Source organism: Thiothrix eikelboomii (assembly GCF_900167255.1).
GTDB lineage: Bacteria > Pseudomonadota > Gammaproteobacteria > Thiotrichales > Thiotrichaceae > Thiolinea > Thiolinea eikelboomii.
On record NZ_FUYB01000002.1, the window covers coordinates 190,322 to 206,514 of the forward strand.

Consider the following 16,193-nt stretch of genomic DNA (forward strand, 5'->3'; position numbering starts at 1 on the left):
CTAGCACCAAGGTTAAAGGCTGCGTCTAAATCGAGTATTTCAAACGAAAATTAATCCCTTTTAAGAACTTCTTTTCTTCATCTAAATCAGCGAATAATAAAGGCCGTTCACGTTCATGCTCAGCAAAGACCAAATCCAAAGCTTGCTCAGTAGCCTCTAAGCTTTCAATGCTCAAAGCAGCTTGCCCACTTCGATCCCGATGCAAAAGAACGGCTAATCGCAAAATTACACTCAAATAAACCGCTTGTTGAGAACGCTTAGCCTCTAAACCTTCAAATAATTGTGGGAAGATTTTGCGCCGATGCGTGCGAACTAACAAACTCAGCCAATGCTGCTCGCGGGTTGAAAAACCAATCAAATCAAAGTTATCTAGCAAATAACCACCATGCTTATGATAACCACTGTGAGATACCGCCAAGCCAATTTCATGTAAATCTGCTGCCCATGCCAAAACTTCACGTAAATCAGAGGATAAACGCCAAGCCCGTTGGCAGGCATCAAACAGGGCTAAGGCCGTTTTACGCACCGCCTGAGCATGCGCGACATCAACTTGGAAGCGGCTTTGTAAATTTAATACCGCCTTACCCCGCAGATCATCTTGCTGCATGCGATTAATGCGTTCATAGACTAAGCCCTCCCGCAAAGCCCCTTCTGACACCAACATTCGCTTAATCTGCAGGGCTTCAAAGGTACTGATTAAAATAGCAAGGCCGCCCGCAAAGATCGGCTTACGCTCCTCACTCAAACCCGCCAATTGCAATTTATCAATCGACCGCGCCGCGATCATGCGCGCTTGAATGTCGTACATGTGCTCTAAAGTAATACCGAAATTCGCTAACCCCGCTTGTTGAATGACTTTTTCAACCGTTTTAATCGTACCGGAAGCTCCATTCGCCGCTTCCCAGCCAATATCACGATAGGTCTTTTGAATCGGTATTAACTCTAAATGCGCTGCGGTTAGCGCTTCTTTCCAAGCGGTGCGCTCTAAAGAGCCATTCGGGAAAAAACGCCGCGAACTACTGACACAGCCCATCCGTAAACTTTCGGTGTGTAAAGCTTCATAACCCTGACCAATAATCAGCTCTGTACTACCGCCGCCAATATCAATCACGAAACGGCGCGCTTCTTTGTCCTCTGTTGCGCTTAAAGAATGCGAAACCCCTAAATAAATAAGACGTGCCTCTTCGCGCCCACTGATGACCGAAATCGAGTGGCCGAGGGTGTCTTCTGCTAAATCCAAAAAAGAACGCGCATTACGTGCCATTCGTAAGGTATTTGTACCGACAGCGGCGACTTCAGTCGACGAAAAATCGCGTAACCGTTCTCCAAAGCGTTCCAAGCACGCCAAGGCACGAAGTTTAGCTTCCAGCGATAAATTGCCAAATTCATCTAAACCCGCACCCAAACGTACTGGTTCACGTAGACGATCCAAGACACGTACATTCCCTAAAGAATCTACGCTGACCACGATCATGTGAAAACTATTAGATCCCAAATCAACGGCAGCAATCCGCTGCTCGTTCGCCATCAAACTCGACATGACGATGTTCTCCCGCTTGGCTGATGCAACAGCCTTACGGGCTAATCGTAGAGGCTATTTGGTTTGTTTTTATCAGCAGCGTCTAAGCGCTTGACTTTAAGAATAGAAGGTACACGCTCCACTTGATGGATAATGTCCTCCAAGTGAGCTAAATCCCTAACCCAAAGCACCCAATTAGTTTCTTTAACTCGACGATCTCCACTGGTATTCACGGCCTCAATATTGACATCTAATTCGTGCATTAACTGAGTAATGTGGTGCAAAACGCCGACCACATTATGAGCATGGGTTTGAATCCCTGCAAGGAAACATTTTTCATCCGACTGCTGCTCAGCCCACATCACGGATAAAATATCAGCCGGATCAACCTGCGTATGTAACACCGAACAACCGTCACGATGGACTTCTAAGCCATTTTTAGCGTTCAAAGTAGCTAAAATCGCCTCCTGTGGCAACGGATAACAACAAGTTTGGAAATGAATCGCTAAGCCAGAAGTTCCCTTAATCACCAGTGGTGTCTCATTATCAGCGGCTATTAAAAAGCTATTGGTGGAATTACCTTCCATGCTAATCAGGCGTTGTGCAGTTAAGCGTGAGCACTGATCATTGTGTGCAATTGCTAGGTATAAGTCGTCACTCGTTGGGTAATTAGATAGGCTCAAAAATTCATTCATAGCCGCTGGGCTAATCCTAGCTAAACTGGAGTGCCGATCATGTAAGGCTTTATCGAGTAAGCGTTTCCCTAAATCTAATTGATCAGCTTGAGTTTGCTGGCGCAGCCAATTACGGATGGTCGCTCGTGCTCTTCCGGTCACTGCATAATTTAACCAAGACGGCTGGGGAACAGCTTTGTCATCCGTCAAAATCTCAACAGTGGCTGTATCGGGAATGCGAGTGCGCAACGGAACTTCTTTACCATCAATTTTTGCCCCCGTGCAATGCAGACCGACCTCAGTGTGAATCGCAAACGCAAAATCAATCGGCGTTGCCCCGCGTGGAAACTCCTTCATATCCCCTTTCGGCGTAAACGCATAAATTTCAGTACGGTATAAATCAGCCTGAATATCATCATAAAACTCTGCCGCATTCCCTGCTTTAGAGCCTAAATCACGCACCTGCTCTTGCCAGCGCTTTAAGGCCTCCTGAGTAAACAAGGAACGTTGCCCTGAATTTTGCCCCGGATAACGCCATTGTGCAGTAATGCCGAATAAAGCGGTTTGATACATCGGGCGCGTTTGAATTTTGACAGCGACTTGACGTTGACCGGAAGGAACAACCACCGTTTGCAAGGCTTGATAACCATAGGATTTCGGAGTAGCAATAAAATCCTGAAACTTACCCGGACGAGGACGGTAAGTGGCATGCAAAATACCTAAGGCTCGATAACATTCATCCACCGTACCCACTAATACCCGTAATTCAATCAGCTCCTTATCCTCATCAAAAGATTCGCCGTTTTTCATACTGTCGTAAATACGATAAAGATTTTTATCAGGAATAAACACTAGGGGATTAGCCAGTGCCGCCCCCAAACTCTTAGTCACCGTATCCACCACTTCTTCAGCCAAAGACTTAACCGAAGCGAGATAACGTTCCAACTCAGCTTTTAAGACACAGTAACGCCAAGGGTATAGATGCTCGAATACCAAAGCTTGCAATTCACGGCGCAGAGAATTCATCCCCATCCGATGCGCAAGTGGGATATAAATATCTAAAGTTTCTTTACAAATACGACGACGGGAAGCAGGTTTTTGATGACTTAAAGTGCGTAGATTATGTAGCCGATCGGCCAGCTTAATAATAACCACTCGGAAATCAGCCGACATTGCTTGCATAAACTTTTGGAAGCTGGCTTTGGAAGCCGCCGCCTTATCCAAAAAATGAGCGGATTCTAATTTGGTGACCCCTTCCACCAAATTAGCCACCACTGTGCCAAATTGGCGCTCAATATCGGCATAGGTATACTCGGTGTCTTCAATCACATCGTGCAATAAAGCTGCACACACCGCATCAGCATCCAAATGCATCTCGGCCAAAATACGTGCCACTTCTAATGGATGCGTGATATAGGGTTCACCGGACTTGCGCTTCACCCCTTCATGAGCTTGGGCTGCTAATAAAAATGCATCATAGACCCGCGAGCTTTCCTCCGGCGTCATATAGCGCTCAACCGTCCGCGTTAAATCGTTAGCACGAAAAAAATCCGTCGGAGGTGGTGCATCTGTCATTATTGAGCCCCTCAACATGTCTCTCTATCCTTCTAGCTTTCTAGTCCACATCAAAATCCTGCGAACGTTTTTTGTTTAATAAGCCCGCTGCAATCTCACGCAGGGCGATCACGGTCGGCTTATCCCCTTCTTCGTCGATCAAAGGTTGGGCACCATGCGAGATGTCGCGAGCGCGTTTTGCTGCTTTCAGTACTAACTCAAAATTGTTCTCAACATACGGTAGACAATCTTCAACGGTAACACGTGCCATATTCAATATTCCTTACAGGAAGTTTTGGAAAACTTTCTATTCTAACTCAGTGCTGTCAAAAAGAAATAGCCGATTGTATGCACAAATCTTTACATAGGGGGTAGTTTACCCATTGAATAAACTGTGGCACTCTTCAAGAATACCTTAAATACACGCCTATTTTTAATGCACTGCAGCATTTCTCAAGTCAGTTTAACGTTTTCAACGAAGATTTACGAGGCAAAGGAGAGGATATGAGAACCGTCAGGGAATTTTTAAACAGTGCCAATCAAACCCTAGCAACTATTTCACCTGAGGAGACGGTCTATCAAGCGCTGACTCTTATGGCTGAGCGTAATTTAACCGCTCTACTTGTGGTAAAAAATAAAGCACTAGTCGGCATTTTTTCAGAGCGCGATTATGCTCGAAAGATTATCCTAAAAGGGAAGCGCTCTCGCGAAACCCAAGTGGGTGAGATTATGACGGCCAAGCTCATCACTGTTGAGCCAAGTGAAACCGTCAATGAGTGCATGTCGATTATGACTGAGCGCCGAGTTAGACATCTACCGATTGTTAATCCAGATGGTGAGATGCTCGGTATCATTTCTATCGGTGATGTCATGAAAATCATCATGGAAGAGCAGCGCTTTATGATCAAGGAACTAAAACGCTATATTGCAGGTTAGTTGAAGTCTGTAGGCTGGTTTGGTTCGTGCTTAAGCTCAAAGCAAACGCCAATAGTGTTGGTTTATCTTATTCGTGCTTAGGTTTATTCACTTCATTTTTGCTGCATATCAAGTTAACAGTAGGCTGAAGCTTATACACTGTCATTAATGCAGTGCAGCAATGAGCACTGAATCTGAACAGCGCGGCTTTATAATTTACGGTGATATGCCTATGGACAAGAAAACCCTCGATATTCGTGATTTTTTGGCTCAAAACCAACCATTAAAGAGACTCCCATTAGCGACCTTGAGTGAATTAGCCACTCAAGTCGAAGAACGCACGGTGGAGCAAGGCGAAATTATGATGAGCATTGGCCAAACCAATGCGCAGGTCTTCTTAATCCGTGAAGGGGCCATAGAGTTAGTACGCGCAGATGGTAGCCTACATGGGCGTTTTGTCGCAGGTGATTGGTTCGGCTACCGTTCAGTGATGCGGGGGGGCGAAGTTCATTTAACGGCCAGAGCCTTAGAAAACTCCCTACTTTATACCCTATCTGGTACGTTGTTTACGGATTTGCTGGCTAACCATGAGCGCTTGGCGAGTTATTTTTCTGAGCATAAAGCCGATCGGGTACGTAATGCACTGCATGAGCTACGCAATACTGACAGCCATGCCATGATTAGTCTACAGGTCAGTGATCTTATGAAGCCCCCATTACTGATGCCGCAAACCAGCACAATTCAGCGGGTTGCAAAGCAGATGGAGGAATATCGCTCGCGGACAGCTTTAATGCTGAATAGTGAGCAACAATTAACAGGGATCGTAACCGATGCTGATTTCCGTTCAATTGTAGCGCACGGTTTAGATATTCATCAGCCAGCGACTCAAATCATGACCGCTGAACCCCTGACTTTAACCGCCAATAGCCAAGCGTCTGAAGCTTTATTACTTATGGCTCGGCGTAATATTCGTCATCTTCCTGTCATCGACCACGGTCAGGTGGTGGGGGTGATTTCAGCCACTGACTTGTTACAAGGGCAAACCCATAGTGCGATTTATTTGGTCGCCGATATTTTCTCTGCCAAAACTGTGGCCGATTTAAGCCAGTTGAGCCAAAGCCTGCCGAAAGTCTTAGTGGGCTTAGTCAAGCAAAGCTTACCGGCGAATGCGATTGGGCAAGCGATCACGTCGATTGGGCAAGCGATTGTACGGCGACTAATTGGGATGGCTGAAGAGCAATGGGGTAAGCCACCGATTCCCTATGCTTTCATCGTTGCAGGCTCAATGGCACGCCGCGAGCAAACCGCTCATACGGATCAAGATAATGGCATGATTCTGGCGGATACTTATAATGAAGCTGAACATGGCGAATACTTCCGCAAAGTTGCTAAATTCGTCAGCGACGGCATGCATGAATGCGGTTATGTGTATTGCCCCGGCAATATCATGGCGACGAATGATCAATGGCGGCAGCCTTTAGCCGTATGGCGGAGCTATTTTAATCAATGGATTACCACACCCAATGGTCAAGCCTTATTAAACGCTAGTATCTTCTTCGATTTACGTTGCCTTTATGGCGATTGCAGCCTCCTTGAAACCCTACAAAACGACTTTTTAGCCAAAACCAAGGCACAAACTTTATTCCAAGCCTTCATGGCAGCGAATGCTCTCAGCCATCGCCCACCGCTAGGTTTCTTCCGCAATTTTGTGTTGGATAAAGAAACCGTTGATAGTGATGAAAAAGGGATGGACATGAAAAAGCGGGGCGTTGTCCCAGTCATTGATTTAGCTCGAGTCTATGCGCTCGCAGGTGGGCATTCTGCTGTGAATACTTGGGAACGCTTAGATGCTATTGCCACTAGCCACGGTCTCACCCAAGTGAGCATTGACGATCTTAAGGATGCCTTTGAATTCATCAGTATGGTTCGACTGCAACATCAGGCTAAACAAATTGAACACGGTCAAAAACCTAATAATTATGTTCCACCCGAGGAATTATCGGCTTTAGAGCGGCGACATTTAAAGGATGCCTTTGAAGTTGTCTCCAATCTGCAAGACTTTATGTCGACCCGTTATAAAGCCGATCATTTCCGTTAATTCGTCTTCAAACCTCTTCAATCATCTTCAACCTAGTCAGCGCTCTTGTTAATCCAGAGCGCTGACTGACTGATGCCTGCACTGATTATCCAACACCAACCTTAAACCAACCTTCTGCTTTAATCATAGAGTAACTAAATAGTCTATTCTAAGAAGATGCTGTCTTGTCACGATTAACGGAGGATGATCGATGCAAAAATCACTACATATCGACCCGGAGAAATGTACCGGTTGTCTGCAATGTGAAATGGCCTGCTCCTATGAAAATGAAGGGGTATTCAACCCTTCTAAATCACGAATAAAAGTTTTTACCTTTCATGACGAAGGACGTTTCGTACCTTATACTTGTACTCAATGCGATGAAGCTTGGTGTCTACAAGCTTGCCCTGTTGATGCGATTGTTCTGAACTTTGCCACGGGTGCAAAAGATATTCTCAATGATCGCTGTGTGGGTTGTAAGGTTTGCACCATTGCCTGCCCGTTTGGTACGGTTAACTACAATACCGCCACGGGTAAAGTCATTAAATGCGATTTGTGTGGTGGTGACCCCAAATGTGCAGAAGCTTGCCCCACCAGCGCCATTACCTACGTTGACGCGAATGCTACGGGCTTAGAGCGGATGCGTATGTGGGCAGCAAAAACTGACACCCAAACTTCAGCACACGCCTAAGGAGGAGTATACGATGGCATGGACTAAAAAAATTCTGCGCGTCAACCTAACTGATGGCGTCATTCAAGCAGAACCACTTAATATGGAGTGGGCACAGCAATACTTAGGGCAGCGTGGCTTAGCAACTCGCTATTTAGTTGAGGAAGTTGATTCACAAGTGGATGCCCTCAGCCCTGAAAATAAATTTATTATGGCTACCGGTCCGCTGACTGGCACGATGGCCTCAACCGGTGGGCGCTATTCCTGCATCACCAAAAGCCCGTTGACTGGAGCCATTGCTTGCTCTAACTCCGGCGGCTTCTTCGGTGCAGAGATGAAAAACGCGGGCTGGGATATGATTATCCTTGAAGGCAAATCCCCCACACCTGTGTATTTATATGTCGAAGATAGCGAAGCCCGTTTGATTCCAGCAGATGATCTGTGGGGTAAATCAGTGTGGGCGACTGATGAAGAAATTCACAAAAAGCATCAAGATCCACAAATTCGGATTGCTTGTATCGGTCGTGCGGCTGAAAGCGGCAATTTGTTTGCAGCGGTTGTTAATGATCTGCATCGTGCAGCCGGACGTTCGGGTGTAGGTACGGTCTTAGCCTCCAAAAACGTGAAAGCTGTTGCTTTGCGGGGTACTCGCGGAGTCGGGAATCTTAAAGATCCGATGCGCTTTATGAATGCGACCTTTGAGCATAAGCAGGTGTTGGCTGCCAATGCCGTTACGGGTGCGGGTCTGCCTACTTATGGTACGCAAGTACTGATGAATGTCATCAATGAGCTGGGAGCTTTACCTACCCGCAATATGCGTGAAGTCCGCTTTGAGGGCGCGCATAGCGTTTCAGGTGAAGCCATGCATGAACCACGTGCTTCTGATGGCAAGAAAAACCTAACCCGCAATGGGGGTTGCTTTGGTTGCACGATTGCTTGTGGACGAATCTCAACCGTCGATAGAACCCATTTCAGTGTTAAAGATAAGCCACAATATTGGGGAAATTCCGGGGGCCTAGAGTATGAAGCGGCTTGGGCCTTAGGGCCGGATACCGGGGTTGATGATTTAGATGCACTCACCTATGTCAACTTCCTGTGTAATGAAGATGGCCTTGACCCGATTTCTTTCGGTGCGACAGTCGCCGCTGCGATGGAATTATTTGAAGATGGCGTACTGACCACCGCTGATACGGGTGGTATTGAACTAAAGTTTGGTTCAGCTGAGGCTTTAGTACAAATCACTGAGCTGACTGCACGCGGCGAAGGCTTTGGTAAAGAAATTGGTTTAGGCTCAAAGCGTTTGTGTGAAAAGTATGGTCGCCCGGAATTGTCTATGACTGTTAAAGGTCAAGAATTCCCTGCTTATGACCCACGCGGTATTCAAGGTATGGGCTTAACCTATGCAACTTCGAATCGGGGTGCTTGCCACTTACGTAGCTATACCGTGTCTTCTGAAGTGTTAGGGATTCCGATTAAAACAGATCCCTTGGTAACTGATGGTAAACCCGAGCTGGTGATTGCTTTCCAAGATGCTACTGCTGCGGTTGACTCTTCTGGCTTATGTATCTTCACTACCTTTGCTTGGTCACTGGATAATATCGCTCCACAAATTGATGCCGCTTGTGAAGGGGATTGGTCGGTTGAGAAATGTGCGGAAGTTGGCGCACGGATTTGGCAATTAGAGCGTGATTTTAATATGCGGGCGGGTTTAACCGGTGCTGATGATACCTTACCTAAGCGTTTATTAAAGGATGCAGCGAATGTCGGCCCTGCAGAAGGCAAGGTGTGTGATCTTGATGCCATGCTACCGAAATACTATGAACTGCGTGGTTGGACGACTGATGGCCAATTAACGTCCGAAACTCGGCAACGTTATGGCTTACCGAGCTAACTAAGGATTAATCGCCTTATGAACTATGTGATCATTGGCACCGGCCCTGCCGGTGTCGTGGCAGCTGAAACTTTGCGGCAACGTCAGCCTCTAGCTGCGATTACTTTGATTGGTGATGAGCCAGAGCCACCTTATTCGCGCATGGCAATCCCTTATCATTTGATTGGGGATATTGCCGAAGAGGGTACACATCTGCGTAAAGCGCCTGCACATTTTGAACGTGAGCATATTCAGCGAATTGAACAGCATGTGACTCAAATTCAAGCAGATGCTCATCAGCTTACGCTCGCTAATGGCGAGCAGCTAGGCTTTGATAAACTACTGCTTGCGACTGGCTCGCGGGCAGTCCGCCCGCCTATTCCAGGTATGGATTTACCTGGAGTGACTAACTGCTGGACCTTAGCCGATGCCCGCCGCATCATCGCCCAAGCCAATCAAGGCGATGATGTGATCTTAATGGGGGCTGGCTTTATCGGCTGCATCATTCTCGAAGCGCTCGCTAAACGTGGGGTGAATTTGACCGTGGTAGAAATGGAAAACCGTATGGTACCACGGATGATGGATGAGCAATCCGGGGGGCTACTCAAGCGTTGGTGTGAGCAGCAAGGTGTGCGCGTGTTCACTTCGACCCGAGTAAACTCAGTGAGTCAGGATGGGGAGCAACTAGCCGTTGAATTAGACAGTCAGCCAATGATGAAAGTCGATTTACTGATTTGTGCCACGGGGGTTAAACCCAATATTGAGCTAGCCAAAGGTTGGTTACAAACTGAGCATGGGATTTTAGTCAATCGACGGCTGCAAACCAGCCACCCTGATATTTTCGCGGCCGGTGATGTTGCCGAGGGTCGTGATTTTTCGACTGGCGACTACAGCGTTCAAGCTATTCAACCCACTGCGGTTGAGCATGGCTTTATTGCTGCCACCAATATGTCTGGTGGTGATTATCTACACCAAGGCTCGATCAATATGAATGTGTTGGATACAATGGGCTTAATCTCCGCGTCCTTTGGGTTATGGCAAGGCGTTGAGAACGGTGAAGCAGCAACTTTGTATGATCCAGAGCACTATCGTTATATTAACCTGCAATTCAAAGGGGATCGCCTAGTAGGGGCTAATACCTTAGGGATGACCCAGCATATTGGTGCTTTGCGGGGACTGATTCAAAATCGCACTCGTTTAGGGAAATGGAAGGCTCATTTGATGGATAACCCAAGCCGCTTCATGGAGGCTTATTTGCAACAACGTGTCGCTTGATCATGCAGATCACTTTAAAGCTCTATGCCCATTTAGGGGATCTGCTGCCAGCAAATTCTAAGCAAAATAAAGCAGAAATCGAAGTACCCGAGTCGATTAGCTTAAACGAGTTGATCGACCGTTTTCAGATCCCGCGTCCGATGGCACATCTGGTGTTAGTCAATGGGTTATTTGTTTGCGATAGGGATCGTGACCAACCTTTTGCTTTAAAACCTAAGGATGCGGTGGCGATTTGGCCGCCTGTGGCTGGAGGTTAGACTGCATAGTTTATATCGAGAAATGGGTTTTACGCGGGCAGAGTTCATGAAAATTCTGCCCTCGGCTTTACGCAAGCACGCTTATCAAATTGAGGGTGATCTGATCACTATTCAAGTCGCAGCGGGTCTAGTCACGATTCAATTAGCTGCTGAACAAGTGCGACGCATTGCTTTATTGGCGCTACCTTATCTACCGATGACCATCACTTTTACTCATCTTAGCGAGCTTGAAATTCAGCAATTTCTGCAAACTTTTGATCTTTATTACCGCAAAGGCGGCGGTTAGTCATTCTCATCCACTAGGCTCTTATCCACTTTGTACATCATCTCACTGCGATCATCTCGCTACGATAATGCACACACTGGGCAGTCAGCCCGCTTTGGCACACGAATCGCCGTCCACTCCATACTAAGAGCATCAAATAATAAAACACGCCCGATTAAAACCTCACCCAGTTGAGTCAATAATTTGATAGCTTCAATGGCCTGCATACTACCTAAAACCCCTAACACCGGCCCCAAGACACCATTGGTACTACAGGTTTGTGGCAACTCGGTTAATTTGCCATAGAAGCATTGATAACATGGAGTGGTCGCCGAGGCATGAAACACCCCCAGTTGCCCCTCAAACCGAATGGCCGCCGCCGATACCAGTGGTTTATTGGCGCGAACACAAGCGGCATTAATGGCTAAGCGAGTGGCGAGATTATCCGTGCAATCCAAAACCAGATCGGCGCTTTGAATTTGAGCGTATAAGGTTTCCTCGGTGAAGGCTTGCTGATAGGTTTCAATCTGAATCTTAGGGTTAATTTGTTGCAGACGTTGCTGGGCAGAGCTAACTTTAGAGTGATCAATACTCGCTTGGCTATGTACAATTTGTCGTTGCAAATTACTTAAATCCACCGTATCAGGATCAATCAAGATTAAGCGCCCGACCCCACTTGCCGCTAAATACAAAGCAGCCGGTGAACCTAAGCCGCCTAAGCCAATAATCACCACGGTCGCTTGCAATAAGCGCTCTTGCCCTGCTAAATCAAATTGGGGTAACAGAATTTGGCGACTATAACGCAGCAATTGCTCATCGGTTAAATCCATTTTGCTCCCTCTTCAACTAGTCAGGTTTTAAGCGAGTGTTTTTAAGCTAGTGTAGGTTTATCCAGCAGCACCCATTGATTGTTCACAAAGCCTTCAATCGGTTGAAAGCGCACCTTGTAATTCATTTTGGGTGATTCTTGAATCCAATACCCCGGATAGACATACGGCAGGTTTAACTCTTTTGCCCAATGAATTTGCCACATGAGCGCGAAAGTACCCAAACCACGCTCACTGCCCTGCTTCGGATCAAAAAAGGTATACACCGAAGATAATCCCTGCTTAAGCCAATCAGTCGCTGCCACCGCTAATAAACGCTCACCCTGCCAAAACTCAAGCAATACCGTATGACACCAGTGCGTGAGAATGAAATTCGCAAAGGTATGCGGGGTATCCTCATCCATGCCACCACCAGCATGCCTTGAGCGCACATAGTTTAGATACAGCTCCGTATACTCTTCGCGATAGCCGCCCTCATTCACCCGCACAGTTAAATCTTGATTTAAATTCCAAGTACGCTTTTGGCTACGCGAGGGTTGGAAACGATCCACAAGAATGCGTGTCGACACACAGGCTTGGCAACGATAGCAACAAGGTCGGTAGACATCGCTGCCACTGCGCCGAAAACCTTTATTGAGCAAATGACTATACGTGCGGTTATCCATCGCAAAAGCAGGATCTACCAGCAGATTCGTCGCCTTACGCTCTTCAAGATAAGGACACTCATGAGCTGCCGTGATATAGAGTTCCAAGGCATTGGATAACATGCTTTTCAAACTTAGTAAGCCTACTCTTTGGGGTTTAAGGTAAATTTTTTACCACTACAAAAGCCCCACGCAAATCCCCTTCTTTAAAACCGATGGCCTTATCTTGAGGATAAAGTTCAGTTAAACGGGTCATGATTGCGGGGCTAATATCACTACCATGACAAGTCAGACACATAGCTTCGGTCGGTATCGCTTTCATAAACCGAAACTCCTGTTTACCATTGTTCTCAACTAGTTCTGAATATACCAAGGATTCAAGCGCTTCGCCTTTTACTTTTCGTGCTTCAAAATCATTTAATACTTGGGCTTGCCATTCACTAGGCACTCCCATGACTGGATTGCGATTGCGTAAACTAACCCGAGAAATCTGTAGCTGTTGGCTTTCAGACACGGTTTTAGCTATTTCAGGCGCCTTGGTTTGACAGACCGCTAAAGCATTCAGCGGTCCCCCCGTCTGCATTGCGGTTTGCAATTCAGTTTTCAAGCTCCCTCCATACATTTTAATCGCTGTTTTGGCCTCTTCAGCTAAGGCAGCCTTATCAGGTGGAGCGACAACGGCTGGCTTCAATTCATTAGCAGCACTTACTTTTGGCTCTTCCTTTCCCCCGCAAGCGACCAATAAGCTAGCCAGACCTAGAATAACTAACCTTTGCATTGCATATCCCTCTTCAATTAATGTCGATCTATATATCATTGCTAGCTTGTCTGGGCAAAATAATCCACCTAAATGGATAGTTGTAAAAAATACTAGACATGCATCTTAGGGCATGCGAGATTCAAGAGCGCCCTTCTGTCTTTTATCCAAAAGAAAATGAATCCCTTATTCTAACACTACATCGCTAGGAGCGGCTTATGGTACGTCTTTTGCTGAGCGGGTTACTCGTCTTTTTTTTAGGCATCCCCGAGCTTACTTGGGCAGCCAGCACTGGCTCTGAGAGTCGTCTGGATTTAACCCAACATACGGTCGGTTATTTTGCCTTATTAATTTTCATCTGTGCTTATGTTTTAGTGGTCTTAGAGGAATACACCCATTTGCGCAAATCCAAACCCGTTATTTTAGCGGCGGGTCTCATTTGGATCGGTATTGCCTTGGCTTATGGCGGGGGCAGTGACCTACCCGCACAAGCGGCTCGACACAACTTACTCGATTACGCCGAGTTATTTTTATTCTTACTGGTTGCGATGACTTATGTGAATGCTCTGGAAGAACGGCGTATTTTTGATGCCTTACGCTCGTGGCTACTCCATAAGGGTTTTAATTTAAGACAAATCTTTTGGCTCACTGGAGTCATGGCCTTTTTTATCTCACCCATTGCTGACAATATGACGACCGCTCTGCTTATGTGTGCCGTCATCCTCGCGGTTGGGCGGGATAACCATGCATTTATTGCTGTTTCCTGTATTAATATCGTGATCGCGGCTAATGCGGGGGGCGCTTTTAGTCCCTTTGGGGATATAACGACACTCATGGTTTGGCAAAAAGGTGTGGTTGAATTTTGGGAATTCTTTGCGCTGTTTATCCCCTCCGTTTTGAACTGGTTTATTCCAGCCTTGATTATGAGCTTTACTGTGCCACAAAGCGCACCTCAAACTATCGACTCCCGCCCTGTACCTGTGAAACGTGGGGCTTTTGCTATTTTAGCCTTATTTATTTTCACGATTGCTTTGGCAGTGACCTTCCATAACTCGCTGCATTTACCGCCCGTGCTTGGTATGTTTACTGGCTTAGCCTTATTACAACTGTATGGCTATTACTTGAAAAAGACCTATCATCAAGCTCGCAACCGTGGCTATGTTGACCCGTTTGAATCGGTCATGAGTCAGGCTCATACCCACACCAAAGCTGGTTTTGACATTTTCGACAAAATCGCCCGCTCTGAGTGGGACACCTTATTATTCTTCTATGGCGTGGTTATGTGCGTGGGTGGCTTAGGCTTTATTGGTTATTTAGAGCTGGCTTCTAATCTACTCTACGGCCAGTTGGGGGCGACCTATGCGAATATTGCAATTGGCCTGCTTTCTTCGGTCGTTGACAATATTCCGGTGATGTTTGCGGTATTGACCATGAATCCTGATATGCCAGTAGGTCAATGGCTATTAGTGACTTTAACAGCAGGCGTAGGAGGTAGTCTTTTATCTATCGGCTCAGCCGCTGGGGTGGCTTTAATGGGGCAAGCACGCGGACATTACACCTTCATGAGTCATTTGAAATGGACACCCGTGATTGCACTAGGCTATTTCGGTAGTATCGGTGCACACATGCTGATCAATCGGAGTCTGTTTTAGCGGATTCGGTAACAGCAACTCAAGAGTCCTGCTTGAGTTGCTGGTTGCCAATCAACTTAAGAGACGATACAAAGTCCCACAATAAGGACAACGATAAGTTTTATCCGGTGAGCTATCAATCGGTAAAAAGACTCGTGGATGGGCACACCATAAGGCCTGATCATTGACTGGGCAGTGCAAAGGTAAGTCGCTAGACGTGATGACCACTTCTCGCGTCTCATTGAGACTTTTATAGTCCTTCAGTTCAGGCGCTTTCATTCCGCCACCGGAGTCAGCCAGTCTAAATACGCAGGATTACGACCGTGCACAATATCAAAGAACAAGCTTTGTAACTGGGTAGTAATCGGACCACGCATACCCTCCCCAATCGGGCGGCGATCTAATTCACGAATCGGTGTCACCTCAGCCGCTGTACCGGTGAAGAAAGCCTCATCGGCAATATACACCTCGTCACGAGTAATCCGCTTCTCACGAACTTCAATCCCTAAATCCTTCGCCATCGCTAAGAGTGTGCGACGAGTAATCCCATCTAAAGCTGCCGTCAGATCCGGTGTATAAATCACGCCATCTTTGATCACAAAGAAATTTTCACCACTGCCCTCAGCTACAAATCCCTCAACATCTAAGAGTAAAGCCTCATCATAACCATCGTCTAAAGCTTCCCGCAGGGCGAGCATCGAATTAATGTAGTTACCATTAGCTTTGGCTTTGCACATCGCAATATTGACATGGTGGCGAGTATAGGATGAGGTTTTAATCCGAATGCCCTTTTCCATCGCTTCATTGCCCAAATAAGCACCCCAAGTCCAAGCCGCGATCATCACATGCGTCTTTAAATTATCTGCACGTAAGCCCATCCCTTCTGAACCATAAAAGCACATCGGGCGTAAATAAGCGGTTTCTAACTTATTTTCACGCACCACTTGCCGTTGGGCTTGATTCAATTGGTCTTTGCTATAAGGAATCGCCATCCGCATGATTTTTGCGGAATTAAATAAACGATCGGTATGCTCTTTTAAGCGAAAAATGGAAGTGCCTTGCTCGGCTTTATAGGCACGCACTCCTTCAAAAACACCCATGCCATAATGCAACGTATGGGTCAGGACGTGGGTTTTAGCTTCGCGCCACGGTACCATTTCACCGTCAAGCCAAATTACGCCATCACGATCTGCCATTGACATTGCAAGCTACTCCTGTCGTTAAATAATAAAATGAGCAGAAGAGAATAACATGTCAG

General features: G+C 46.5%; 16 protein-coding genes. 8 read left to right on the forward strand and 8 right to left on the reverse strand.

Annotated elements, in window-relative coordinates; all coding sequences use genetic code 11:
- Positions 1 to 25 precede the first annotated feature (25 nt).
- From B5D50_RS02815 to rpoZ, 3 genes are read right to left on the reverse strand one after another with little or no spacing between them, the layout of a single operon-like run.
- Positions 26 to 1,540 (reverse strand): Ppx/GppA phosphatase family protein, encoded by a 1,515-nt coding sequence (locus B5D50_RS02815; protein ID WP_234975781.1) that lies wholly within the window; start codon positions 1,538 to 1,540, stop codon positions 26 to 28.
- A gap of 41 nt (positions 1,541 to 1,581) precedes the next feature.
- A complete protein-coding gene (locus tag B5D50_RS02820; RefSeq protein ID WP_159448556.1) occupies positions 1,582 to 3,768 on the reverse strand; it encodes a RelA/SpoT family protein in 2,187 nt (728 codons plus the stop codon).
- 40 nt (positions 3,769 to 3,808) lie between these two features.
- On the reverse strand, positions 3,809 to 4,018 hold the full coding sequence (gene rpoZ / locus B5D50_RS02825; RefSeq protein ID WP_078921057.1) for a DNA-directed RNA polymerase subunit omega: 210 nt from the start codon (positions 4,016 to 4,018) through the stop codon (positions 3,809 to 3,811).
- Between the two features lie 233 nt (positions 4,019 to 4,251).
- Here rpoZ and B5D50_RS02830 point away from each other — a divergent pair, with 233 nt between their 5' ends.
- The 7 genes from B5D50_RS02830 to B5D50_RS02860 all read left to right on the forward strand — a co-directional run bounded on the left by B5D50_RS02830 (position 4,252) and on the right by B5D50_RS02860 (position 11,097).
- Positions 4,252 to 4,683 (forward strand): CBS domain-containing protein, encoded by a 432-nt coding sequence (locus B5D50_RS02830; RefSeq protein WP_078921058.1) that lies wholly within the window; start codon positions 4,252 to 4,254, stop codon positions 4,681 to 4,683.
- A gap of 160 nt (positions 4,684 to 4,843) precedes the next feature.
- Positions 4,844 to 6,760, forward strand: a complete 1,917-nt coding sequence (locus B5D50_RS02835; protein ID WP_234975782.1) for a putative nucleotidyltransferase substrate binding domain-containing protein — start codon at positions 4,844 to 4,846, stop codon at positions 6,758 to 6,760.
- A gap of 190 nt (positions 6,761 to 6,950) precedes the next feature.
- Positions 6,951 to 7,430, forward strand: coding sequence for a 4Fe-4S dicluster domain-containing protein (locus B5D50_RS02840; protein WP_078921059.1), 480 nt, complete (start codon positions 6,951 to 6,953; stop codon positions 7,428 to 7,430).
- 13 nt (positions 7,431 to 7,443) lie between these two features.
- Positions 7,444 to 9,300: an aldehyde ferredoxin oxidoreductase family protein gene (locus tag B5D50_RS02845; RefSeq protein WP_078921060.1), complete on the forward strand. Its 1,857-nt coding sequence runs from the start codon at positions 7,444 to 7,446 to the stop codon at positions 9,298 to 9,300.
- Between the two features lie 18 nt (positions 9,301 to 9,318).
- Positions 9,319 to 10,554 (forward strand): NAD(P)/FAD-dependent oxidoreductase, encoded by a 1,236-nt coding sequence (locus tag B5D50_RS02850; protein WP_078921061.1) that lies wholly within the window; start codon positions 9,319 to 9,321, stop codon positions 10,552 to 10,554.
- A gap of 2 nt (positions 10,555 to 10,556) precedes the next feature.
- The gene (locus tag B5D50_RS02855; RefSeq protein ID WP_078921062.1) at positions 10,557 to 10,811 is read left to right on the forward strand and encodes a MoaD/ThiS family protein; all 255 of its coding nucleotides are present in this window, start codon (positions 10,557 to 10,559) and stop codon (positions 10,809 to 10,811) included.
- 46 nt (positions 10,812 to 10,857) lie between these two features.
- A complete protein-coding gene (locus B5D50_RS02860) occupies positions 10,858 to 11,097 on the forward strand; it encodes a hypothetical protein (RefSeq protein ID WP_234975783.1) in 240 nt (79 codons plus the stop codon).
- A gap of 59 nt (positions 11,098 to 11,156) precedes the next feature.
- Here B5D50_RS02860 and B5D50_RS02865 read toward each other — a convergent pair whose 3' ends face one another.
- The 3 genes from B5D50_RS02865 to B5D50_RS02875 are packed head-to-tail and all read right to left on the reverse strand — an operon-like array spanning position 11,157 to position 13,325.
- A complete protein-coding gene (locus B5D50_RS02865) occupies positions 11,157 to 11,906 on the reverse strand; it encodes a HesA/MoeB/ThiF family protein (RefSeq protein WP_078921064.1) in 750 nt (249 codons plus the stop codon).
- Between the two features lie 41 nt (positions 11,907 to 11,947).
- Positions 11,948 to 12,670, reverse strand: a complete 723-nt coding sequence (locus tag B5D50_RS02870) for an arginyltransferase (RefSeq protein ID WP_078921065.1) — start codon at positions 12,668 to 12,670, stop codon at positions 11,948 to 11,950.
- A 34-nt stretch (positions 12,671 to 12,704) separates the two neighbouring features.
- Positions 12,705 to 13,325 carry a Tll0287-like domain-containing protein gene (locus tag B5D50_RS02875; RefSeq protein WP_078921066.1) on the reverse strand — a complete coding sequence of 207 codons (621 nt, stop codon included), beginning with the start codon at positions 13,323 to 13,325 and terminating at the stop codon, positions 12,705 to 12,707.
- A gap of 197 nt (positions 13,326 to 13,522) precedes the next feature.
- Between B5D50_RS02875 and nhaD the strand changes: the two genes are divergently transcribed.
- A complete protein-coding gene (nhaD, locus tag B5D50_RS02880; RefSeq protein WP_143594227.1) occupies positions 13,523 to 14,956 on the forward strand; it encodes a sodium:proton antiporter NhaD in 1,434 nt (477 codons plus the stop codon).
- A 51-nt stretch (positions 14,957 to 15,007) separates the two neighbouring features.
- Here nhaD and B5D50_RS02885 read toward each other — a convergent pair whose 3' ends face one another.
- Positions 15,008 to 15,214: a zinc-finger domain-containing protein gene (locus tag B5D50_RS02885; RefSeq protein ID WP_078921067.1), complete on the reverse strand. Its 207-nt coding sequence runs from the start codon at positions 15,212 to 15,214 to the stop codon at positions 15,008 to 15,010.
- A complete protein-coding gene (locus B5D50_RS02890) occupies positions 15,211 to 16,137 on the reverse strand; it encodes a branched-chain amino acid transaminase (RefSeq protein ID WP_078921068.1) in 927 nt (308 codons plus the stop codon). Before B5D50_RS02890 ends, B5D50_RS02885 begins: the two co-directional genes overlap by 4 nt.
- Between the last annotated feature and the right edge of the window lie 56 nt (positions 16,138 to 16,193).